22 protein-coding genes are annotated in these 19,750 nt (G+C 68.3%); 14 read left to right on the plus strand and 8 right to left on the minus strand.

Annotation, left to right across the window (positions count from 1 at the left end):
• Positions 1 to 167: 167 nt before the first annotated feature.
• From ppk2 to ACIHAO_RS10070, 3 genes are read left to right on the plus strand one after another with little or no spacing between them, the layout of a single operon-like run.
• A complete protein-coding gene (gene ppk2 / locus ACIHAO_RS10060) occupies positions 168 to 986 on the plus strand; it encodes a polyphosphate kinase 2 (protein ID WP_396556418.1) in 819 nt (272 codons plus the stop codon).
• A complete protein-coding gene (locus ACIHAO_RS10065) occupies positions 983 to 2,242 on the plus strand; it encodes a CHAD domain-containing protein (RefSeq protein WP_396556420.1) in 1,260 nt (419 codons plus the stop codon). The genes ppk2 and ACIHAO_RS10065 overlap by 4 nt, the downstream gene beginning before the upstream one ends.
• A complete protein-coding gene (locus tag ACIHAO_RS10070) occupies positions 2,239 to 2,715 on the plus strand; it encodes a DUF6292 family protein (RefSeq protein ID WP_396556422.1) in 477 nt (158 codons plus the stop codon). The genes ACIHAO_RS10065 and ACIHAO_RS10070 overlap by 4 nt, the downstream gene beginning before the upstream one ends.
• Here the strand turns inward: ACIHAO_RS10070 and ACIHAO_RS10075 are convergent.
• Positions 2,693 to 3,343: a LiaF transmembrane domain-containing protein gene (locus ACIHAO_RS10075; RefSeq protein WP_396556424.1), complete on the minus strand. Its 651-nt coding sequence runs from the start codon at positions 3,341 to 3,343 to the stop codon at positions 2,693 to 2,695. The genes ACIHAO_RS10070 and ACIHAO_RS10075 overlap by 23 nt on opposite strands.
• On the minus strand, positions 3,340 to 3,606 hold the full coding sequence (locus ACIHAO_RS10080; protein WP_396556426.1) for a DUF4342 domain-containing protein: 267 nt from the start codon (positions 3,604 to 3,606) through the stop codon (positions 3,340 to 3,342). Before ACIHAO_RS10080 ends, ACIHAO_RS10075 begins: the two co-directional genes overlap by 4 nt.
• A gap of 162 nt (positions 3,607 to 3,768) precedes the next feature.
• Between ACIHAO_RS10080 and ACIHAO_RS10085 the strand changes: the two genes are divergently transcribed.
• Positions 3,769 to 4,770: a zinc-binding alcohol dehydrogenase family protein gene (locus ACIHAO_RS10085; protein WP_396556660.1), complete on the plus strand. Its 1,002-nt coding sequence runs from the start codon at positions 3,769 to 3,771 to the stop codon at positions 4,768 to 4,770.
• Positions 4,771 to 4,781: 11 nt separating this feature from the next.
• Here the strand turns inward: ACIHAO_RS10085 and ACIHAO_RS10090 are convergent, their stop codons facing one another.
• From ACIHAO_RS10090 to gap, 3 genes are read right to left on the minus strand one after another with little or no spacing between them, the layout of a single operon-like run.
• Positions 4,782 to 5,738, minus strand: a complete 957-nt coding sequence (locus ACIHAO_RS10090; RefSeq protein ID WP_396556428.1) for a DUF3048 domain-containing protein — start codon at positions 5,736 to 5,738, stop codon at positions 4,782 to 4,784.
• A complete protein-coding gene (gene nagA / locus ACIHAO_RS10095) occupies positions 5,735 to 6,883 on the minus strand; it encodes an N-acetylglucosamine-6-phosphate deacetylase (protein ID WP_396556430.1) in 1,149 nt (382 codons plus the stop codon). Before nagA ends, ACIHAO_RS10090 begins: the two co-directional genes overlap by 4 nt.
• Positions 6,880 to 7,899, minus strand: a complete 1,020-nt coding sequence (gene gap, locus ACIHAO_RS10100) for a type I glyceraldehyde-3-phosphate dehydrogenase (RefSeq protein ID WP_396556432.1) — start codon at positions 7,897 to 7,899, stop codon at positions 6,880 to 6,882. Before gap ends, nagA begins: the two co-directional genes overlap by 4 nt.
• Positions 7,900 to 8,023: 124 nt before the next feature.
• On the opposite strand from gap, the gene ACIHAO_RS10105 reads away from it, so the two are divergent.
• On the plus strand, positions 8,024 to 8,851 hold the full coding sequence (locus tag ACIHAO_RS10105; RefSeq protein ID WP_396556434.1) for a GAF and ANTAR domain-containing protein: 828 nt from the start codon (positions 8,024 to 8,026) through the stop codon (positions 8,849 to 8,851).
• Between the two features lie 55 nt (positions 8,852 to 8,906).
• Complete coding sequence (locus ACIHAO_RS10110; RefSeq protein ID WP_396556436.1) at positions 8,907 to 9,632, plus strand: GAF and ANTAR domain-containing protein; 726 nt, start codon at positions 8,907 to 8,909, stop codon at positions 9,630 to 9,632.
• Positions 9,633 to 9,701: 69 nt separating this feature from the next.
• Here the strand turns inward: ACIHAO_RS10110 and ACIHAO_RS10115 are convergent, their stop codons facing one another.
• Positions 9,702 to 10,862, minus strand: coding sequence for a hypothetical protein (locus ACIHAO_RS10115; RefSeq protein ID WP_396556438.1), 1,161 nt, complete (start codon positions 10,860 to 10,862; stop codon positions 9,702 to 9,704).
• Positions 10,863 to 11,062: 200 nt separating this feature from the next.
• Between ACIHAO_RS10115 and ACIHAO_RS10120 the strand changes: the two genes are divergently transcribed.
• The 7 genes from ACIHAO_RS10120 (at position 11,063) to ACIHAO_RS10150 (ending at position 17,978) form a co-directional block, all read left to right on the plus strand.
• Complete coding sequence (locus tag ACIHAO_RS10120; RefSeq protein WP_396556440.1) at positions 11,063 to 11,599, plus strand: flavodoxin domain-containing protein; 537 nt, start codon at positions 11,063 to 11,065, stop codon at positions 11,597 to 11,599.
• Entirely contained in the window at positions 11,583 to 12,497 is a 915-nt protein-coding gene (locus ACIHAO_RS10125; protein WP_396556442.1) for a universal stress protein, read from the plus strand. The genes ACIHAO_RS10120 and ACIHAO_RS10125 overlap by 17 nt, the downstream gene beginning before the upstream one ends.
• Before the next feature lie 10 nt (positions 12,498 to 12,507).
• Positions 12,508 to 13,113 carry an HPP family protein gene (locus ACIHAO_RS10130; RefSeq protein WP_396556444.1) on the plus strand — a complete coding sequence of 202 codons (606 nt, stop codon included), beginning with the start codon at positions 12,508 to 12,510 and terminating at the stop codon, positions 13,111 to 13,113.
• Positions 13,110 to 14,009, plus strand: a complete 900-nt coding sequence (locus ACIHAO_RS10135) for a universal stress protein (RefSeq protein ID WP_396556446.1) — start codon at positions 13,110 to 13,112, stop codon at positions 14,007 to 14,009. Before ACIHAO_RS10130 ends, ACIHAO_RS10135 begins: the two co-directional genes overlap by 4 nt.
• A complete protein-coding gene (locus ACIHAO_RS10140) occupies positions 14,006 to 16,393 on the plus strand; it encodes a phosphoketolase (protein WP_396556448.1) in 2,388 nt (795 codons plus the stop codon). The genes ACIHAO_RS10135 and ACIHAO_RS10140 overlap by 4 nt, the downstream gene beginning before the upstream one ends.
• Positions 16,394 to 16,413: 20 nt before the next feature.
• Entirely contained in the window at positions 16,414 to 16,821 is a 408-nt protein-coding gene (locus ACIHAO_RS10145; protein WP_396556450.1) for an Hsp20/alpha crystallin family protein, read from the plus strand.
• A 74-nt stretch (positions 16,822 to 16,895) separates the two neighbouring features.
• A complete protein-coding gene (locus ACIHAO_RS10150; protein WP_396556452.1) occupies positions 16,896 to 17,978 on the plus strand; it encodes an acetate/propionate family kinase in 1,083 nt (360 codons plus the stop codon).
• 80 nt (positions 17,979 to 18,058) lie between these two features.
• Here ACIHAO_RS10150 and ACIHAO_RS10155 read toward each other — a convergent pair whose 3' ends face one another.
• Positions 18,059 to 18,535, minus strand: coding sequence for a universal stress protein (locus ACIHAO_RS10155; RefSeq protein WP_396556454.1), 477 nt, complete (start codon positions 18,533 to 18,535; stop codon positions 18,059 to 18,061).
• Positions 18,532 to 18,945 carry an HPP family protein gene (locus ACIHAO_RS10160; protein WP_396556456.1) on the minus strand — a complete coding sequence of 138 codons (414 nt, stop codon included), beginning with the start codon at positions 18,943 to 18,945 and terminating at the stop codon, positions 18,532 to 18,534. Before ACIHAO_RS10160 ends, ACIHAO_RS10155 begins: the two co-directional genes overlap by 4 nt.
• Positions 18,946 to 19,090: 145 nt before the next feature.
• Here ACIHAO_RS10160 and ACIHAO_RS10165 point away from each other — a divergent pair, with 145 nt between their 5' ends.
• Positions 19,091 to 19,675: a hypothetical protein gene (locus tag ACIHAO_RS10165; protein WP_396556458.1), complete on the plus strand. Its 585-nt coding sequence runs from the start codon at positions 19,091 to 19,093 to the stop codon at positions 19,673 to 19,675.
• The last annotated feature ends 75 nt before the right edge of the window (positions 19,676 to 19,750 follow it).

The following is a 19,750-nucleotide window of genomic DNA, read 5'->3' on the forward strand; positions in this document are numbered from 1 at the left end:
TCGCCGTCTCCGAGTCGCGGTCACAGGGGCGAACGGCCCCACTGGGCGTGACGGAGCCGAGGGTCCTTCGACCCTTCCGCTGTCTCTGGTCGCTCATGACCAAAGACCTCTCCACCGTCGACGTACGGCGGAAGCCAGATGCCGCCTGGATTCGTACCGTTGAGGGCATGGCCGGCAAGGGCAAGGCGCGGATCCCGCGCGTGGTGTACGAACGGGAACTGCTGCGGTTGCAGGCCGAGCTCGTCAAGCTTCAGGAGTGGGTGCGGCACGAGGGCGCCCGGCTGGTGGTGGTGTTCGAGGGCAGGGACGCGGCGGGGAAGGGCAGCACGATCAAGCGGGTCACCGAACATCTGAACCCGCGCGTCGTGCGGATCGCGGCTCTGCCGAGGCCCACCGATCGTGAACGGACGCAGTGGTATTTCCAGCGCTACGTCGAGTGCTTGCCCGCTGCCGGTGAGATCGTGCTGTTCGACCGCAGCTGGTACAACCGTGCCGGGGTCGAGCGGGTGATGGGTTTCTGCACTCCCGAAGAGCACAGGCGGTTCCTTGCGCAGTGCCCCATCTTCGAGCGGCTGCTGGTCGACGACGGCATCCTGTTGCGCAAGTACTGGTTCTCGGTCAGCCGGGACGAGCAGGAGCGGCGGTTCCGAAGCCGGATCGACGATCCGATGCGCCGCTGGAAACTCTCCGCGATGGACCTGCGGTCCGTGACGCAGTGGGAGGAGTACTCGCGGGCGAAGGACGACATGTTCGTGCATACCGATACCGCTGAATCTCCTTGGTATGTGGTCGAAAGCGAGGAGAAGCGGCGTGGGCGGCTCAACATGATCTCGCACCTTCTCGCGAGTGTGCCCTACCACGACGTCGTCCATGAGGCGGTTTCGCTCCCCTCGCGTCCGGAATCGAACGGCTATTGCCGCCCCGACCGGCTGCTGCAGACCTACGTCCCGGACCACGCGGCGACCCTGAAGGAGGCAAGTCCATGAGCGCGACCGTCGCGACCGCACCCGATACCGTGTACTTCGACACGGTTTCTCTTCGCCTGCTCGGAAATGACCTGACGTTGAGTGTCGACAACGGATCGTGGTGCCTCGAAACGCCCGACGGGCCGATCCGCTTCGCTGGTTCAGGACTGGCCGTCCCGCCGACCCTTTCCCGGCTGGTTCGTGCGTATACCCGGGATGACGACTTGGTGGCCGTCGCGCGCGTCGGTGGGACGACCGAACTCCACGCGGTGCTCGATCACCGGATCGCGCGATCGCCTCGCCCTCCCGACGACTCCGCACGGGGAGTGGTCCTTCGCTACCTGCGTGCGCAGATCGCGGCCCTCGCCGCCGCGGATCTGGGCGCGCGGCAGGACCAGCCGGATGCGGTGCATCGGATGCGGGTGGCCACTCGGCGGCTGCGAGGCGTCTTTTCCGCCTATGCCCGGGTGCTGGGCGGCCGGAGACTTCTCAAGGCATTGAGTGACGAGTTGCGTTGGCTCGGCGGGGAACTCGGCCCGGCGCGGGACGTCGAGGTCCAGTGGGCACGTTCACGGCCTTGGGCCGAGGAGCGGACAGATGCCTGCTTCGCCGTACTCTCGGAGGAGGCGCGGGAGCGGGCGCGGCGCGCGCTCGACGGCCGTCGGTATCTGCAGTTGCTCACCGCCCTGGACGTCCTCGAGGTGGTGCTGAGCGAGAAGCCCCGGCAGCAGTGGCCCAAAGTGGCCCGGCGACCCGCCGAACGGGTACTTCCTCACCTGGCTCGTGCGGTGGCCGAAAAGGTCGCCGCTCGCGTGTCCGGGGTCGCCGCGCGACCGGCTGGTCCGGAACGTGACCGCGCCGTTCACGGTGTACGGAAAGCGGCCAAGCGGCTGCGGTACGCGCTGGAGGCCGGCGCCGAGGCGCTGCCGGTCGACGCCAAGCCGGCAGTGCGTGCCTTCCAGGACCTTCTCGGGGAATTCCAAGACGCGGTCGTCGCCCGCGAACTCTTGAGTGCCTTGGAGGTCGCGGACGGTACCTTGGCGGCGGTGCGGGCGCAGGAGACGGCGATCGCCGATCGATGCGTGGCCGCGCTGCCGGATGCCTGGCGCGATCTCCGCCGTGCCCTTTGTCCGTTATGGACTCAGCGTCGACGTCACGAGGGACGAAAGTCCTTCGCCGAGGGGCCTAATGCCGCCATCCTCGGAGGAGGCGAACTCGTACGGTCTGGCGAGGCCGGTCCGAAGTGGCCGGTGAAGCTCAGATTCGACGGAGGGTGATTTCCCTGCTGACCGGAATCGAACTCGACCACGACCTGCGGTGCGGACTGGCGGGCTACCTGGTCGCGGTGAGCGCCGCGGTGGGCGTGGGAAAAGAGTCGTGCGCCATGGATCTCGATCACCCCGCGTCGGCCTACGTCGCCTTGGACCAGCGGTTGCCCCGCCGGCCGGAGCGGGACACAGCCCTGTTGTGGGACGAGCGCCACGGCTGGGCTTTCGCCATGGAGACCCATTCCGGCGAGGACCTGCTGGTGCTCGCTTACCTCGGGGGCGAACTCGTGCCATCATCGGGCGCGGTCGGCCGGTTCGTGACCGCGATTCAAGCCGCCGGTGGCGCGTCCACCATCCCTGTTCCGCCGGAGCCGCGAGCCGATCGCGAGCACGTGAAGGCTCGGCTGCTGCGGTACCGGCGCGACATCTGGGCCGCGACGGCACCGCGCGGTCACTTCGTCATTTCTCCGGTGTGTTCGTGACCTCGACGCCTCCGAAGATCGCGGTCCCGTTCACGGCGAGCACGGGAGCGTCCGCCGGGAGATCACCGGTTCCGTCGGTTTTGTCCTCCAGGCCGCCCATGAACGGCAGACCGCCGAGCGAGACCCGCCAGCCCCGCGGTACCAGGACTTTGACGCCGCCGAACAAGGCGAAGGTGTCCACCGTCGCTCCCTCGTCGATCTGGGCTTGACGAAGATCGAGTGTCGAACCGCCGAAGATCGCCGAGACGTCGGTGTGCCGCAGGTGGCGGGACTGTTCTCTGGTGGTCGCTCCGCCGAACATCACGAGCGGTGTCCTGGTGCCGTGCTCCCGGCGCAGTCCGGCGAGCACGGCGAATCCCGCCGCTGCCAGCATGGCAGGCCACCACAGGCCGCCTTCCGCCAGGTCCAGGGTGCCCGCGAGCAGGATGAGCCCGATCACCGTCACAGCGGCCGGTCCGATCGACATCCGCCGCTGGGACAGCATCGCGACGATGCCGAGGCCGACCAGGGAGGCCGGCCACCACGCGCTGAGCAAGCCGCCGGTTTCGAGGACGCCGGTCGCGTCGAGGATCCCCAACGCGCCCAGGGTGACCAGGACCAACCCGACCCAGAATCGAACGGGTTTCACGACGGTTTCTCTTCCGGCGCCGGGTCGCCGCGGCGTTCTACCGCGATGGACCAGGGGCCCGCGAGCGCGGTGATCGCGCCGGCCGCGGTCACGACCGGGGCGAAAACCGCGGCGACGAGGCCAGCGTTCACTGGGACATCGAGAATCACCCGCTCCTGGGTGTCCTTGACGACGATGCGCCGGACGTTGCCCTCGCGGACGAGCCGGTGCACCTTCTCGGTGAACACTTCGCTCGGCTTCTTCGGCGCCGCGGATTCGGTCATTTGCTGATCTTCTTTCTGCACAGTCATGGTTTTCCTCTCCCTTCCGCTTCCACGGTGAGGCTTCGGCTCGCCGCGCGGCAGTGACCTTCGGTCCTTCCCCGTGGCCGAAAGGCGCATGATCCTGGACGGAGGACTTTCCGACGGAGGAGGCGGTTCGTGAAGATGCGCGCATGGCGGGTCGCCCGGCCCGGGCCGATGGCTTCGAGCCCGCTCGAGTGGGTGGAGGTCCCGGTCTCGCGACCGGCCGCCGGCGAGGTGCTGGTCAAGGTGCTGGTGTGCGGGGTCTGCCGCACCGATCTGCACGTCGCCGAGGGTGACCTGCCGGTACATCGGGCTGGGGTGATTCCGGGACACGAGGTGGTCGGCGAGGTGGTCGCCGTGGGGGACGGCGTCTCCGGCTTGAGGACGGGCGACCGGGTCGGAATCGCTTGGTTACGGGAAACCTGCGGCCGGTGCCGATACTGCCTTCGCGGCCGGGAGAACCTGTGTCCGGAGTCGCGTTACACCGGTTGGGACGAAGACGGGGGATACGCCGAATTCGCGGTCGTACCGGCCGCCTACGCTCTTCCGCTGCCCGAGGGGTACACCGACGACGAGCTCGCGCCCTTGTTGTGCGCCGGGCTGATCGGCTACCACGCGCTGGAGCGGGCGCAAGTACCCGAGGGCGGTCGGCTGGGGATTTATGGGTTCGGTGGAAGTGCCCACCTGACCGCCCAGGTGGCGATCGCCCGAGGCGCCACCGTGCACGTGATGACACGCAGCGAGGAAGCCCGGAAGCTGGCCTTGGCTCTCGGGGCGGCCTCGGCGGTCGCGGCTGCCGAGCCACCGCCTGAACCTCTGGACTCGGCGATCCTGTTCGCGCCTGTCGGAGAACTGGTTCCGCCCGCCCTCGAGGCTCTCGATCGAGGCGGGACACTGGCCCTCGCCGGGATCCATCTCTCCGACATCCCGTCACTGAACTATCAACGGCACCTCTTCCAGGAACGCCAGGTGCGCAGCGTCACGGCGAACACGCGCGCCGAGGCGCGGGAGTTCCTGGCGTTCGCGGGTACCCACCACCTCGAGGTGAGCACGGTGCCGTACCCACTGGACGGGGCGGATCGGGCGCTCACGGATCTGGCGGCGGACCGGGTCAACGGCGCGGCCGTGCTGCGGGCGGGCTGACCACGCGTCGTTCACGCGGGAACGAGCAGGATCCACAAAGGACCGTCGGACACCGGAAGCGGCTGTCCGGACGCGGTGGTGAACCGGGTGGGTGCCGTTGCCGTCGCTCGGTCCCAAGTGGCCGCGAACCGCTGCCCGTCCCGCCACATCGTCGCCTGCCCGGTGCCGACCGTCTGGGCGATGGAGGAGTTGGGCACCGTGCCGGTCTCCCCGCGTTCGCCGAGCCGGACGGCGACCCGCTGTTCGACGATCGTCGCCGCGGCGGCCTGGCCGCCGTCCACCGAGGTGAGTGGTGAGCCGTCCAGACCGATCAGGTACCTGCCGATGTCCACCGACCAGGTGAACGTGAAAGCGGCCGCCGGATAGCGGATCGCCGCGGTGGCGGCCGCCGTGCCGGATTCCGGTGCTGCGCCCGTCGTGGGAAACGCTCCTTCCGGAGCGACCTCACCGTCGGGGACCTGTTGCGGGCGGAGGTAGAGGTTGTGCGGTGACGGCCGGGAGTCGGCGCGGAAGTACGCGTTCGGGATTTCCGTGGGCGAAGCGCTCGTCAGCGATGCCGAACGCAGGGCCGGCAGCAGCTCCGGCGCGGCGCCGGAATAGGCGAGCGCGGGGCGTCCGAATGGGGCCAGCAGGCCGAGGTCGGTGGCTCGCGCGCTCCGCACCGGGCCGATCACCGTCGGCGGGCGGCCACGATAGAGCGCCAGCAGCCGGGTCAGTCCGCCCTCGACGGGTTCCACGTACACGAGGTCCGCGGCGCTCAGACCGGTCTGCGGGCGTGCGGCAGCCACGTTGTCGATCTTGACCGCCAGTACCGACCGGCGATCAGGCGCGGCGGCCTCGCTGGACGACGGAGCCGGATCCGGGTCAGTCCCGTTGGTCGGGCCGGACAGTTCTCGCACGACCAGGACCACCGCCGCGACGACCACCAACGCCCCCGCTGTGGATGCGATCCACCAGGACTTCTTCACGAGAATCGGTACCTTTCGTGTGTCCGGTCCGTGGCCGGCGCCTGATGCTCGACCGGTATTCCTCGGAGAAGGACCTTCCGGATCCGCAGAGCGTCGTCGAGGACCAGCACATCAGCGCGGTCACCGGGCCGCAACAGACCGAGGCCGGCCCGTGGGTACAACCTGGCCGGCGTGCGGGTCGCCGCGTTGACGGCAGCTTCGGTGGTGATGCCGATGTCGCAGGCGTGGCGGACGGCTTCGAGTAACGTGATGGTCGTACCGGCCAGAGTGCCGTCGGCGCGGCGGGCGACGCCGTCGGACACTTCGAAGTCGACGCTTCCAAGGCGGTAGTGGCCGTCCGGACAACCTCCGGCGGCGAGATCGTCGGTGACCAGGACGACCCGGTCCGCCGCTGCCCCGAACGCCAGGAGAATCGCCTCGGGAGCCAGGTGGCTGGGGTCGGCGATCAGGCCGATGGTCACTTCACGGCGGGTGAGTGCGGCACCGACGATACCGGGGTCACGATGGGTGAACGGACGCAGCGCGTCGAAAAGATGCGTGATCAGCCGGGCGCCGTGATCGACCGCGGTGTGTGTGGCCGCGGCGGTGGCGTCGCTGTGTCCGCAGGACACGAGGACACGGGACCGCACACAGAGGTCGACCAGCTCCACAGTGCCCGGGAGTTCTGGAGCGAGGGTCAGCTGCGTGACCGGCCCGGCGTCCAGCAGCCGTTGCGCGAGCGTGGGATCCGGAGTGCGCAGGTACTCGACGGGATGGGTACCAGGCCGTTCCGGGGACAAGAACGGACCTTCCAGATGGACACCGAGGACGCGCGCCCCGCCGGGCACACGCTGAGCCTTGCCTGCGGTGGCGATCGCTCCGATGGTCCGGTCGGGCCGGTCGGTGATCAGTGTCGGCTGATAGGCCGCGACGCCGGTTCGGGCCAGCGCGATGCCGGCGCGCACGTAGCCGTCGGCGTCCGCGTTCAGGAAGTCCACCCCGGCGAACCCGTTGACCTGGAGATCGATCAATCCGGGGATGGCCAGGCCGCGACCGGGGCGGGAGAGCCCCACGGCGGCGACCCGGCCGGAGTCTTCGTCGATCTCCACGTCACCGGGACGATAGGTCCCGCTCACCAGGGCGCCGGCGACACCCAGCCGCTTCATCGCGGCGGCAGGCTGCGTGCGATCAGCTCGACCAGTTCCACTGTGCGGGTGGCGTAGCCCCATTCGTTGTCGTACCAGCCGAAGACCTTCGCCAGATGCGAGTCGGCTTTGGTCAGCGGGGCGTCGAACACGCACGAGGCGGGGTCGCCGATGATGTCGCGGGACACGATGGGTGCTTCGGTGTAGCGCAGAATCCCTTTGAGAGCACCGTCCGAGGCCTCGGCGAACGCGTGGTTGACCTGCTCCGCGGTGACCGGGCGTTCGAGTTCGACGGTGAGGTCGGTCAGCGAGCCGTCCTCGACCGGCACGCGCACGGCGACGCCGTCGAGTTTGCCGGCCAGTTCCGGGATCACCAGCCCGATCGCCTTGGCGGCGCCGGTGCTGGTGGGTACCACGTTGACCGCCGCAGACCGGGCCCGGCGCGGGTCTTTGTGCGGGCGGTCGAGCAGTGCCTGGTCGCCGGTGTAGCTGTGGATGGTGGTGAGCAGGCCGCGCCGGATACCGAAAGCCGAGTGCAGCACCTTCACCATCGGCGCGACGCAGTTGGTGGTGCACGACGCGTTGGAAATGATGTGGTGGTTTTCGGCGTCGTAGTCGCCTTCGTTGACGCCCAGCACGATCGTCGCGTCGACGTCCTTGCCCGGCGCGGAGATCACGACCTTTCGCGCGCCGGCGGCCAGGTGTACGCCCGCGGCTTCGCGAGTCCGGAACTTGCCGGTGGACTCGATGACGACGTCGACGCCGCACCCACCCCACGGCAGCCGGGCAGGATCGGCCTCCGCCGTGACCTGAATGAGGTGGTCGCCGACGCGGAGAGCCTCGCCGCCGACAATGTCGACCGGTGTCCGGAGCCTGCCGTAGGTGGAATCGTGGACCAGCAGGTGCGCCAGCATTTCGGGCGAGGTGATGTCGTTGACCGCCACCACTTCGATCGGACTCTCCGGCGACTCCAGTACGCACCGGAGGATGTCTCGCCCGATCCTGCCGAAGCCGTTGATCCCGAGCCGTACCGTCATGATCGTCTCCCTTGTCGTCCTTCGGTCCACCGATGATCTGCTCGGCGACGAGGGCGCCGTAGAGACGAAGGTCCTCCCTCGAACAGGCTAACGACCGCGTCGGACCTGTGGCGTGGCTTGCTCCGTGCTCACCGTGCCCGGTAAACCCGTCGGGGTCTGCTTCAATAGCCGCTCTGACGTGGAGTGGTTCACCCGAAGGTGGAATGAGGCGGTGACGATGACCGGCGACAACGGCGGCCCGCTGCCTCGGGTACTGCTTTGGGCTGTGGAACACGCCGCCTCCCTGGGGCGCCCACTTTCTGCGACTACGCTGTGCGAGGCGGCTGTCGGGCGGCTTGAGGTGGACGGCGTGGCCTTGACGATCGACACGCCCCGAGGGGTCTCCGACACCCGCTGTGCGACGAGTCCGCTAGCGGAGCAGTTGGCCGAATTGCACAACACAGTCGAGGAGGGGCCGTCGGTGGACGCGTGTCGGGAGGGCATCGCCGTTCTGGCCGCCGATCTCGACGCTCCGGAACTTCAAAGTCGTTGGCCCTTGTTCACGCCCCTGGCGGTGGAAGCGGGTGCCCATGCGGTGTTCGCCTTGCCTCTACGGATCGGCTCGATCGTGCTCGGCGCTTTTTCACTGCACAGGGCCGAGGCCCTTGCGCTGAGCCCCGCGAGCTTGATCGACGCGTTGGCGTTCGCGCAATTGGCGCTGCGGATGCTGCTGGACGAACACGCGGGACTGCTCAGTCCGGACGGTGCTCCCTGGATCGAAGCTTTGCCGTTGCACAGCGCGCAGGTGCACCAGGCGACCGGAATGGTCGCCGCTCAGCTGGAGGTCAGTGCACGCGACGCGCTGGCCAGTCTGCGAGCACGCGCCTTCGCGGAACAGAGAACGCTCAGCGATCTGGCTGCCGCGGTCGTGGCTCGCGAAATTCGTTTCGCTCCCTTCAAGGAGCCGACATGACTCTCACACCCGTTCCTCAAGGACCTCTTACGGATCAGATGACAAGGACGCTCCGATGATCGAAGACCGTATCGTTGACGCGCTGGCGGAGCTGGCTGGCACGTTGCTGGGCGACTTCGATGTCATCGAGTTCCTGCACCTGCTGGCGGAACGGTGCACACAGCTCTTGGACGCGGACGCGGCGGGTGTGCTGCTGACGACTCAGCACGGTCCGCTGCAACTGGTCGCCACTTCCGAAGAGCGGATACGGCTGACGGAGTTGTTCCACCTCCAGGCAGAGGAAGGCCCGTCGCTGGATGCCTTCCGATCCGGTGCGCGGGTCGAGGAGCCGGATCTGCACGCCGCGCCTGCCCGGTGGCCGAGGTTCGTGATCGCGTCCACCAATGCCGGGTTCGCCGCAGTAGCCGCGATTCCCATGCGCCTACGAGGCGAGGCCGTCGGGGTGCTCAACATTCTCCGCCGGAATCGCGGCGAGTTCGGTGTGAGGGACCTCCGGGCCGCTCAGGCGTTGGCGGACGTCGCGACGATCGGCCTGTTCCAGCATCGTCCTGTTCGCCACTATGAGTTCGTGACCGAGCAGCTTCAGGCAACCCTGGAGAGTCTCATCGTGGTCGAGCAGGCGAAGGGATTCGTCGCCGAACATCTCGCCGTCGACATGGCCGCCGCGCTTGCCGCGCTCCGCGGCTACGCGAGTCGCCACAATCTGAAGTTGAGCGCGGTCGCCGGTTCCGTGATCGAAGGCGATCTCAGCGCACGGGCGTTGCTCGACGTTCCGGAATGACCGTGGGAGGTCGTGAGTGGCGATTCGGGTCAGAACACGAATCGTCACTCACGAGGGCCGCTCGATCGGCTAACGCCGTCCCAATTTCCACAACAGGGCGTGGCTCGCCCCACCCAGTGGGGAAATGACGAAGGCATGCCCGGCGGCGATCCCGTGATTGTTGACGGCATCGACCGTGCAGGAGTAGGTGCCGGGAGGGCAGTCGAGGATGTGCACCGCGCCGTCGCGATCCCACCAGACCGGGACATCCTGTCTCGGGCCCATCGCGGCGCCACCGATCACGATATCGTGATTGTTCTGCCGGCGAGCGTGGGTCGATATGCTCCCGGGCGGGAGCGCGAGCCGGGAGATCCGGCCATGGGTCCAGCGGACCGCGGTCGTGCTGCTGGGAGCGCTCGAGTACCCGAGGACGGTTCCGCGTTCGTTGATCGCCGTGGCGGATGAGGTTTCTCCGGGAAGATTCGGTAGCACGGCGGGACGTCCGCCGCGGTCCCAGACGAGCGCGAAATCGCCGCTCCCGCCGACCACGGTCCCTCGATTGTTCAGCCCTGCCGTGATGGCCGTCGTCATACCGGACGGCAAAGCCAACGCACGCATCTGTCCGGACGAGTTCCATAGCATGGGCTGTGTCTTCCAAGCCTCCCCGAAACCGTATCCCGCGATGAGTCCGTGGTCGTTCACCGCCGTTGCCGTGATGTCCCGCAGACCGGGTGGGCCGGTCAGTTCGCTGACCCGGCCGGTCCGGTCCCAGCGAGCCGGGCGCATACCCGGGATCGCGTAGCCGATGATCGTGCCGTCGTCGGCGATCGCGTTCGCGTTGAGTCCGGTGGTGCCCGGCAGGAACTCCAAGTCGGTGATCCGGTGGTCGGAGGTCCAACGCACCGCGTGGATCCGACCGTCCGTCGTCGGCGCCTGGCCGATGATCTCGTTCCGGCCGTTGGTCGCCTTCGGGTAGGTCGAATCGGCGTTGTCCGGCAGATCCGGCAGGACGATGCGTCGCCCGTCGCGCTCCCACACGGTGGGTTCATGGGAATCCTCCGGGCTCTTCCTGCTCGAGCCGATCACAAGCCCGTGGTCGTTCACGTCCATGGCGTAGGAGTCGATGACGCCGGAGACCTCGCCGAGGTCGACATACCGCGTGCTGGCCACTGCCGCGTCGTCCGACAGTCCGATGGTCGTGGCCGACACCAGAATGGTCACCGCGGCAAGGTGTGCAACGAGTGTTCGCATGAGTGGTCCCTCCCGATTTCGCGAACATCCAGAGTCCTGCCGTGTTCGCGGCGTGGGGTAGAGACCAAGGTCCTCGCCAACGCAGCTGTGCCGTTTCGGCGATCAAGCCGGGACTGTGGGCCCGGCCCGCCGGGACTTCCGTCTCTCCTCCTGAACTCCTCACTGGTCGAAGCTGGGAAGAGACCAGACGGGAGAACGACATGAAGATCCTCGTAGCGGCGGCCAGCCGCCACGGCGGGACCTGGGAGATCGCGGAGGAGATCGGCCGAGCCCTCGCATCGGAGCTGGGCGGTCACGCGACCGTGCGGGTGTCGCGGGCCGAGGACGTCACGTCGGTGGATGCGTTCGACGTCGTTCTGGTGGGCAGCGGTGTGTATCTGGGGCAATGGCTCGAGCAGGCGAGAGACCTCGTCGGCGAGCACGCCGAAGTCCTCAGGACCAAGGACGTGTGGTTGTTCTCCAGCGGCCCGGTGGGGACACCGCCGAAGCCCGCGGAGGACCCCGTGGACGTGGCTCGGCTGATGGTGTCGTCCGGGGCACGCGGGCACGTGGTGTTCGCGGGCCGGATCGACCGGAGTCTGCTGCGGTTCACCGAGCGAGCGGTCGTGACGGCGCTCCGGGTCAAGGACGGTGACCACCGGGATTGGCCGACGGTGCGGGCTTGGGCGGGCGAAATCGCCGCCGCTGTGAAGTCTGCCGGGACGGAAGAGGTGAGTGGTCATGCCGAGCGTGGCTGAAGGCGCGGTCGTCGTGGGGATCGACGGTTCGGGGTCCGCCCGGCGGGCCGCGGTGTGGGCGGCGGCCGAGGCCGTCAAGAGGGGGAAGCGGCTCCGGCTGGTCCACGTGTACGCGGTCCCTCAGGTGAGGGTGCCCGCGGTGGTGCCGTCCGCGGAGGCGCTCCGGTCGGCGTTCGAGGCACGAGGAGCGGAATGGCTCGCCGAAGCCTGTGACGCGGTGGCCGAGCGCTACCCGGATCTGATCGTCGAGTCCGCCGCACGGGAATGGGCTCCGGTGGCCGCACTGATCCAGGAATCGCAGGCGGCGAGCTTGATCGTGCTGGGTTCCCGCGGCCTCGGTGGTTTCACCGGTCTGCTGGTCGGCTCGACGGCGGTGGCGTTGGCACAGCATGGGCATTGCCCGGTCGTCGTCGCGAGGGGAAAGCAGCCGGAAGACGGTCCACCGGAGACCGGTCCCGTCGTGGCGGGCACGGACGGTTCCGAGTCGAGCGACGCGGCCTTGGCCTTCGCTTTCGACGAAGCGTCGCTGCGCGGCACGGAGCTGATCGTGGTCAGGGTGTGGAACGAGGTCACAGACCACGAATCGGCCAGGGCACACGCCTTGACGGTCGACCCGGACGCGATCGAGTCGGCGGAGCGACAGGCGTTGGACGAACAACTCGCGCCTTGGCGGGCCAAGTTCCCGGACCTGGTTGTGGAGACGGTGGTCGCCCGCGGCCGTCCGGTCCGCGCGCTGCTCGGCTTCGGCGAACACGCGCAATTGCTCGTTGTCGGGTCGCGAGGCCGCGGCGGGTTCCGGGGGATGTTGCTCGGCTCGACAAGTCAGGCGCTGGTCGCGCATTCGGAATGCCCGGTGGCGGTCGTTCGTCCGGCTTTGACCGGACGGGAAAACGAGTGAGGAGCTCAGCATGCGAGCACGGGACCTGATGTCCGCCCCGGTCGTCACGGTGACACCGGGGACCACCGCGAAACATGCCGCCGAGCTGCTGGCGGAGAAGGGTTTCACCGCGTTGCCGGTGGTCGACGAGGACGACCGGCTGATCGGCATCGTGACCGAGGCCGATCTGATCAGGAACCGGTTCCCGCACGACGTCCGCTCGGGCCCGGACCACGAAGCGCGGCCGAGGCCGGGGCTGACCGTCGCTCAGATGATGACGGCACCGGCCACGGGGATGGGCACCGGCGCGGATGCCGCAGACGTCGGCAGGGCTCTGCTCGACGGACGGATCCGCGCGATGCCCATTGTGGACGGTTCGAAGGTGGTCGGAATCCTCACGCGAGGCGACTTCGTGCGTGCCTTCGCCCGTTCCGACGTGGCGATCGCGGCGGACGTCCGCCATCACTTGACGATCTACGGCGGACCTGGCCGGTGGACGGTCGAAGTACGAGACGGCGTCGCGCTGGTGGGCGATGCCTACGACAGCGACACCGATCGCCACGTGGCCAAACTGCTGGCCGAGGCGGTTCCCGGTGTCGTGGAAGCGAAAGTGACCTATCAGGAGGACGAACGATGAACGCGGCGGACCGGAAGATCGTCGTCGGGGTGGACGGGACGGAGCCGGGAAGGGCGGCTGTACGGTGGGCCGCCGCCGTTGCCGAAGAACGACTGCTGAAGATGCTCATCGTGCACGCGCTGCGCGTCGACAAGCTGGCTTACGGAGCCGGATTGGCGGGCCCCACGCCCTGGTACGACCTCCTCGCCGAGGAAGGTCAGCGGGTTCTCGAGGAGGCCGCCGGGCAAGCGCATTCGGTGGCACCCGGGGTGGACGTGGACACGCGGATGCCGGCGGACTCTCCGGTGCCCACCCTGATCGACGCGTCGGAGTCGGCGGCGCTGGTGGTCGTCGGCGGTACCGGGAAGGGCTTCTTCGGCGAGATGACGATCGGTTCGACGGCGTCGGCGGTCGTCGCCCACGCCCACTGTCCCGTGGTGGTCATGCGGGGCCGGAAGAACACCACCGCGTATCCGGCCGAGGGGCCGATCGTGGTCGGGATCGACGGCAGCCCGCTGAGCGAGCGCGCACTGGAGATCGCCTTCGAAGAGGCCGCGTGGCGGAAGGCCGGCCTGGTCGCGGTCCACGCGTGGCGGGACGTCACCTATGACGACGCCTACGGGATGGCCCGGCTTGTCGTGCAGTGGGAGTCGATCGAGGACGAGGAACGACGGCTGCTGGCGCAGCGGCTCGCGGGCTGGCAGGAGAAGTATCCCGACGTCAAGATCGAGCCGGTTCTCGTCCAGGACCGGCCGCGGCATGCCCTGCTGGAGTGGAGTGCCCGAGCGCAGCTGGTGGTCGTGGGCAGCCGGGGCCGGGGCGGATTCACCGGTCAGTTGCTCGGCTCGACCAGCCAGGCGCTCGCGCACCACGCGGAGTGCCCGGTGCTGGTGGTCCGGCCGGAGAAGTCGCGGTGACTGTTCTCGGTGCTCCCGCAGCGCCCGCGGTGCTGACCCCGACCGAGTTGTCCCAAGTGGACGCTCAGTGGCGGGCGGCGAACTATCTCGCCGCCTGCCAGATCTACCTCATGGACAATCCGCTGCTGGAATCACCGCTGAAGCCCGAGCACGTCAAACCACGTCTGCTCGGCCACTGGGGTACCTCTCCAGGACTGAACTTCGTCTACGCCCACCTGAACCGGGCAATCGTGCGGCGGAACCTGAACGCGATGTTCGTGACCGGACCCGGTCACGGTGGCCCGGCCCTCTACGCGAACACCTGGCTCGAGGGCAGCTACTCGGAGGCGTGGCCGGAGGTACCCTACGACAAGAGAGGTCTGCGTACGCTGTTCCGGCAGTTCTCCTTCCCCGGCGGGGTGCCCAGTCACGTGGCTCCGCAGGTTCCGGGCTCGATCCACGAAGGTGGCGAGCTCGGTTACTCCCTCGCACACGCTTTCGGTGCCGCTTTCGACAATCCGCACCTCGTCGTCGGCTGCGTCGTCGGCGACGGCGAGGCGGAAACCGGGCCACTGGCCACCAGCTGGCACTCGGGCAAGTTCCTCAATCCGGCCCGCGACGGCGCGGTGCTGCCCATCCTGCACCTGAACGGCTACAAGATCGCCAATCCCACCGTGCTCTCGCGAATCAGTGGAACCGAGCTCGACGAGCTGCTGCGCGGATACGGGTATGCCCCGCGTTACGTCGAGGGCGATGATCCGGCTGTCATGCACCAGGTCATGGCCGCGGCGGTGGACGGCGCGCTGGACGAGATCGACGGAATCCAGGTGCGGGCCCGGTCCGCGGGCGGGCCGACCGGTTCGGCGAGCTGGCCGATGATCGTGCTCCGCAGCCCCAAGGGCTGGACCGGATCATTCCTTGTGGACGGAGTGCTGGTCGAAGGCACCTGGCGTTCGCACCAGGTGCCGATCCCGGACGCGCGCGGAAACCCCGAGCATCTCCGGCAGCTGGAGGAATGGCTGCGTTCCTATCGGCCGGAGCTGCTTTTCGACGAGGACGGCAGACCGACGTCCGAGGTCACCGCGCTGATCCCGCGCGGCGATCTCCGGATGGGCTCGTCACCGCACGCCAACGGCGGCCTCGTGCTGCGGCCCTTGGAGCTGCCGGCGGTGCCGCCGCACACGATCCCGCTCGTCCGGCCAGGCGGCGCGACCGCGGAACCGACGCGTGTGCTCGGGCGCTGGCTGCGGGACGTGTTCGCGCTGAACGCGAGGGCGGCGAACTTCCGGTTGTTCGGGCCGGACGAGACCGCTTCCAACCGGCTCGACGCGGTGTTCGACGTGACGGCCAAGACCTGGCTGTGCGAGATCGAACCCGTCGACGACCATCTCGCCGCGGACGGCCGGGTCATGGAGGTGCTTTCGGAGCATCTCTGCCAGGGCTGGCTCGAAGGCTACCTGCTGTCGGGCCGGCACGGGCTTTTCTCGTGCTACGAGGCGTTCGTGCACATCGTCGACTCGATGCTCAACCAGCATGTCAAGTGGCTCAAGGTGCATCGGGAGATCCCGTGGCGGCGGCCGGTCGCGTCGCTGACGTATCTGTTGACCTCCCACGTCTGGCGACAGGATCACAACGGGTTCTCCCACCAGGATCCGGGCTTCGTCGACCATGTCGCCAACAAGAGCCCGGAGGTCGTCCGGGTCTACCTGCCGCCGGACGCGAACACCCTGCTGTGGGTCGCGGACCACTGCCTGCGCAGCCGGGACTACGTCAACGTGATCGTCGCGGGAAAGAACGACAGCCCCGTCTGGCTCGACGAAGAAGAGGCGGCGGTGCACTGTGCGCGCGGCGCCGGGATCTGGGAGTGGGCGGGCACGCATCCGGATCGGGAACCCGACGTGGTGCTCGCCTGTGCCGGCGACGCGCCGACGGTCGAGGTGCTCGCCGCGGCCAAGCTGCTGCGGGAGTACCTGCCCGAACTCGCGGTCCGAGTGGTGAACGTGGTCGACCTCATGCGCCTCCAGCCCGCCGCGGAACACCCACACGGGATGACCGACCGCGAATTCGACGCGCTGTTCACCACCGACCGCCCGGTGATCTTCGCCTATCACGGCTACCCCTGGCTGATCCACCGGCTGGCCTACCGGCGCGCGAACCATGACGACATGCACGTGCGCGGGTACATCGAGCACGGAACCACGACGACACCGTTCGACATGCTGGTGCGCAACGACATGGACCGTTTTCAGCTCGTGACCGACGTGATCGACCGGGTGCCTGGTCTTGTCGCCCGTGCCGGCGCCGTCCGGCAACGGATGACGGACGCGCGCGAACGGCACCACCGGTGGATCGTCGAACACGGTGAGGATCTTCCCGAAATCCGTGACTGGACTTGGGAAGCATGACAAGGAAAGGAAGTACGGATATGACAACCCTCGTACCCGGTTCGCGCATGACCCTGCCCAGTATCGCGGCCTGGCTGGAGAACCCGTGGCCGTTCGCCGAACACAACCCAGTGCGGATCGAAGAGTCCGTCGAGGACGGCAAGTACCTCGTCCGGGCCGAGCTTCCCGGATTCGACCCGGAGAAGAACATCTCGGTCACCGCGCACGAGGGTCTGCTGACGATCACCGCCGAACGCGAGGCGACGACCGCGGAGCACGGCCGCAGTGAGTTCTACTACGGCAAGTTCAGCCGGACCGTCTCCCTGCCTTCCGGTGCGAAGACGGCGAAGGTCACAGCGTCCTACAAGGACGGAATCCTCGAAGTCTCCATGCCGGTCGAGGACAAGCCGCACGAGAAGCAGGTCAAGATCGAGGTCGGCAAGGGCTGACCATCCCCGGCCGGGCGGGCGCGCCGACCCCCAGCGCGCACCCGCCCGGCAACCTTGTGCCCGAAGGAGTCTTCATGCGTGTCCTGTCGTTGAATCCCGGCTCTTCGAGCCTCAAATCGTCCTTGGTCGCCGACGGCAGGCCGGTCGGCTGGGCCGCCGTGAGCCTGGACGACGCACACGACGCGGCGCGACAGGCTCTCGATCGGTGGTCCACAGTGGACACCGTGGCCGTCAGGTTCGTGCACGGGGGTTCCAGGACCGGTCCGGTCCGGCTCACCCAGGACGTAGTCGACGCGCTCGAAAAGCTCAGCCCGTTCGCGCCGCTTCACCAGCCACAGGCCGTCCGCCTCGCACGGGAGGTGTTCCGGCTGCGTCCTGGCCTGCCGGTGATCGCGTCGTTCGACACGGCCTTCCACTCGCGCCTCCCCGAAGAAGCGTCGAGGTACGCGCTACCACGGGAATGGACCAGTCAAGGGCGCTTGCGGCGCTACGGTTTCCACGGCCTTTCGTGCCGTCACGCGGCGCGCCGTGTGACGGAACTCCTCGGTGTCGAGGAGCCGCGGCTCCTGTGCTGCCACCTCGGCGCCGGTGTCTCGGTGACCGCGATCCGTGGTGACCGGAGCGTGGACACGAGCATGGGCTTCACACCGTTGGAAGGGCCCGCGATGGCGACGAGGTCCGGCTCGGTGGATCCGGGGCTGGTGCTGCACATCATGCGAGCGGCGCCGATGTCGGTCGACGAGATGGAAGACGCGCTGTATCACCGTTCCGGTCTCGCCGGCATGAGTGGGACGAACGGGGACCTTCGCGCTGTCCTGGCCCGTGAGGCGGCCGGGGATCCCGACGCGGTGTCGGCTGTCGCCGTTTACCTGCACCGGATCCGCCGAGAGATCGGCGCGATGGCGGCGAGCCTCGACCGGATCGACGCCGTCGTGTTCACCGGCGGGGTCACCGAGCATCAGCCGGAGCTGATCGCGCGCCTGGCCGGGAGGCTGGGTGTCTTCGAGATCGCTGTCGATCCGGCTCGTTGTCTCGGGGACGGCGATCGGGTGATCAGCCCGGACGACACGCCGGTGACCGTCTTCGCCATGGCAACGGGCGAGGACGTCGAACTGGCTCGGGATGCCGAGGCGGTTCTCTCGGTGGAACACGTATAGGGGCGCGCCGAGTCCGTGAAGGCCTCCTTGAGAGACCCAGAGCCCTCAAGGAGGCCAGCCCTTCACGGACCGCCGAAAGATCAGGAAGCGGTCGCGCTGAACCGATGAACCGCCTGCGTCGACACCAGCACGACAGGACACGTCGCGTGCCTGATACAGGCCGTGGACACGCTGCCGAAGACGAGTCTGCCGACCGCGCTCTTCGTGCCCGTGCCCAGCACGAGCAGGTCTGCGTCGCGCGCCGCCGCGAGCAGTTCCGACGTTGGGTTCCCTTGCCGCAGCGAGGTTTTCACCTCGATGTCAGCATGAAGCTCGCTCTGGATCCGTGCGACCGCGTCGTCGAGCGAGTAGTTCTTCCTCACCGGAACCCTGCCGTGTGGCTGGAGGGCGAACGACGTGCCGGGAAGGAGTTCTTCCCTTGGCAGAATCATCAGGACCTCGACCTTGTCGCCGACGGCGGTGGCTTCGGTGATGGCCCACCGGATCGCTTCCTCGCTCTCGGCCGAGCCGTCGGCGCCCACGAGAAGGTGGCGGGTGTTGTCAGGATTCGTGTTCATGGCTGATTCCTTTGCGCGGAAGGCCCGGCACGGAGAAGGTCCTGCCAGGTGATGACGCCGATCACGCGGCCGTCTTCGAGGACCGGGACAGATCGGAGCCGGCGCTCCAGCATCTTCGCCGCCAGATCCGCCAGGTCGTCATCGGGATGGGCACCGGCCGCCGGTCGCCGCATCAGCGCGCTCACTTTGGTACGCCCGCTGAGCATGACGCCGCTGTCCGGATCGCCGTCGGAAAGGTAACGCGCCCGGAGCAGGTCCTCTTCGACCAGCACGCCGAGCAGCTCGCCGGTGTCGCCGACGACCGGCAGCGAAGTGAATCCCTTGCCGGTCAGCACGGCGATCGCTTCGCCGATCGTGGCCGCGGGCGTCACCGCGATGACCGGGGTGGTCATGACGTCACGTACTCGCATGAAGCCAGTCTCGATCCGCCGGGTGGACCCGGAATACGGCTGGAGGTCCCGGCCTGACGGGACCGTCGCCTCTCTTGCCAGGGGGTGTCGCCGAGTGATGGTGGCGACAACACGTTCCCGGCGATCCGCAGCGGAGGTCCAGGTCATGAACACGTCGTCTCGCTGGTCGCGAGCCTGGCACATGGTCCATCCAGGGCGAAACCCGCTCGCTCGCCGCGAAGATCGCATCGAAGCGTTCACGGTGCTTCTCGCGGTCGCCCTCGTGGTCCTCGCCCTGCCGGTCGCCGCGGTGGTGGCTTCCGGGGTGTTCGCGGCGCGCGCCGAACAGGCGGCGACCGAGCAGGCCACCAGATATCGCGCGGATGCGACCCTGCTCGAGGACGGCGGGCCCATCGCCATCGAGGGCCGGTCGGGCGTTGCCGACGACACCTCGCCTGCCGAGGCGACGTGGGTCACCCGTGACGGGGACAGCCGAGTCGGCGAGGTCCAGGCGACGCGGGGGACCCGAGCCGGTGCGAAGGTCCCGGTCTGGCTCGACGAGTCGGGGAACCCGGTCGCCGCACCCCTCACCGGTCTCGACGCCCGCCTCCTCGGTGTCGGGACAGGAGTCGGCCTTTGGCTCGCCTTCATCGTAGTCGTGCTGGCCGGTTACGGCTGTGGTCGAGTGCTGCTCGACAGGGTCCGATGGGCGCGATGGCAGGAGGAATGGCGCGAGTTCGCGTCGCACTAGCGGTGCCGAAGGTCCCGGCACACCGGGCCCACGGCCACTGCCGTCCCCGTTCGCCACGCGAGACGCTGAGATCGT

It is taken from the genome of Amycolatopsis sp. NPDC052450 (assembly GCF_044547565.1).
In the GTDB taxonomy this organism is placed as follows: domain Bacteria; phylum Actinomycetota; class Actinomycetes; order Mycobacteriales; family Pseudonocardiaceae; genus Amycolatopsis.

What these genes read in the sequence shown, in the direction of transcription:
- ppk2 (WP_396556418.1), top strand. Translation starts at nt 168, where the DNA reads ATGGCCGGCAAGGGCAAGGCGCGGATCCCGCGCGTGGTGTACGAACGG.
- ACIHAO_RS10065 (WP_396556420.1), top strand. Translation starts at nt 983, where the DNA reads ATGAGCGCGACCGTCGCGACCGCACCCGATACCGTGTACTTCGACACG.
- ACIHAO_RS10080 (WP_396556426.1), bottom strand. Translation starts at nt 3,606, where the DNA reads ATGACCGAATCCGCGGCGCCGAAGAAGCCGAGCGAAGTGTTCACCGAG.
- ACIHAO_RS10085 (WP_396556660.1), top strand. Translation starts at nt 3,769, where the DNA reads ATGCGCGCATGGCGGGTCGCCCGGCCCGGGCCGATGGCTTCGAGCCCG.
- nagA (WP_396556430.1), bottom strand. Translation starts at nt 6,883, where the DNA reads ATGAAGCGGCTGGGTGTCGCCGGCGCCCTGGTGAGCGGGACCTATCGT.
- gap (WP_396556432.1), bottom strand. Translation starts at nt 7,899, where the DNA reads ATGACGGTACGGCTCGGGATCAACGGCTTCGGCAGGATCGGGCGAGAC.
- ACIHAO_RS10110 (WP_396556436.1), top strand. Translation starts at nt 8,907, where the DNA reads ATGATCGAAGACCGTATCGTTGACGCGCTGGCGGAGCTGGCTGGCACG.
- ACIHAO_RS10115 (WP_396556438.1), bottom strand. Translation starts at nt 10,862, where the DNA reads ATGCGAACACTCGTTGCACACCTTGCCGCGGTGACCATTCTGGTGTCG.
- ACIHAO_RS10120 (WP_396556440.1), top strand. Translation starts at nt 11,063, where the DNA reads ATGAAGATCCTCGTAGCGGCGGCCAGCCGCCACGGCGGGACCTGGGAG.
- ACIHAO_RS10125 (WP_396556442.1), top strand. Translation starts at nt 11,583, where the DNA reads ATGCCGAGCGTGGCTGAAGGCGCGGTCGTCGTGGGGATCGACGGTTCG.
- ACIHAO_RS10130 (WP_396556444.1), top strand. Translation starts at nt 12,508, where the DNA reads ATGCGAGCACGGGACCTGATGTCCGCCCCGGTCGTCACGGTGACACCG.
- ACIHAO_RS10135 (WP_396556446.1), top strand. Translation starts at nt 13,110, where the DNA reads ATGAACGCGGCGGACCGGAAGATCGTCGTCGGGGTGGACGGGACGGAG.
- ACIHAO_RS10145 (WP_396556450.1), top strand. Translation starts at nt 16,414, where the DNA reads ATGACAACCCTCGTACCCGGTTCGCGCATGACCCTGCCCAGTATCGCG.
- ACIHAO_RS10150 (WP_396556452.1), top strand. Translation starts at nt 16,896, where the DNA reads ATGCGTGTCCTGTCGTTGAATCCCGGCTCTTCGAGCCTCAAATCGTCC.
- ACIHAO_RS10155 (WP_396556454.1), bottom strand. Translation starts at nt 18,535, where the DNA reads ATGAACACGAATCCTGACAACACCCGCCACCTTCTCGTGGGCGCCGAC.
- ACIHAO_RS10160 (WP_396556456.1), bottom strand. Translation starts at nt 18,945, where the DNA reads ATGCGAGTACGTGACGTCATGACCACCCCGGTCATCGCGGTGACGCCC.
- ACIHAO_RS10165 (WP_396556458.1), top strand. Translation starts at nt 19,091, where the DNA reads ATGAACACGTCGTCTCGCTGGTCGCGAGCCTGGCACATGGTCCATCCA.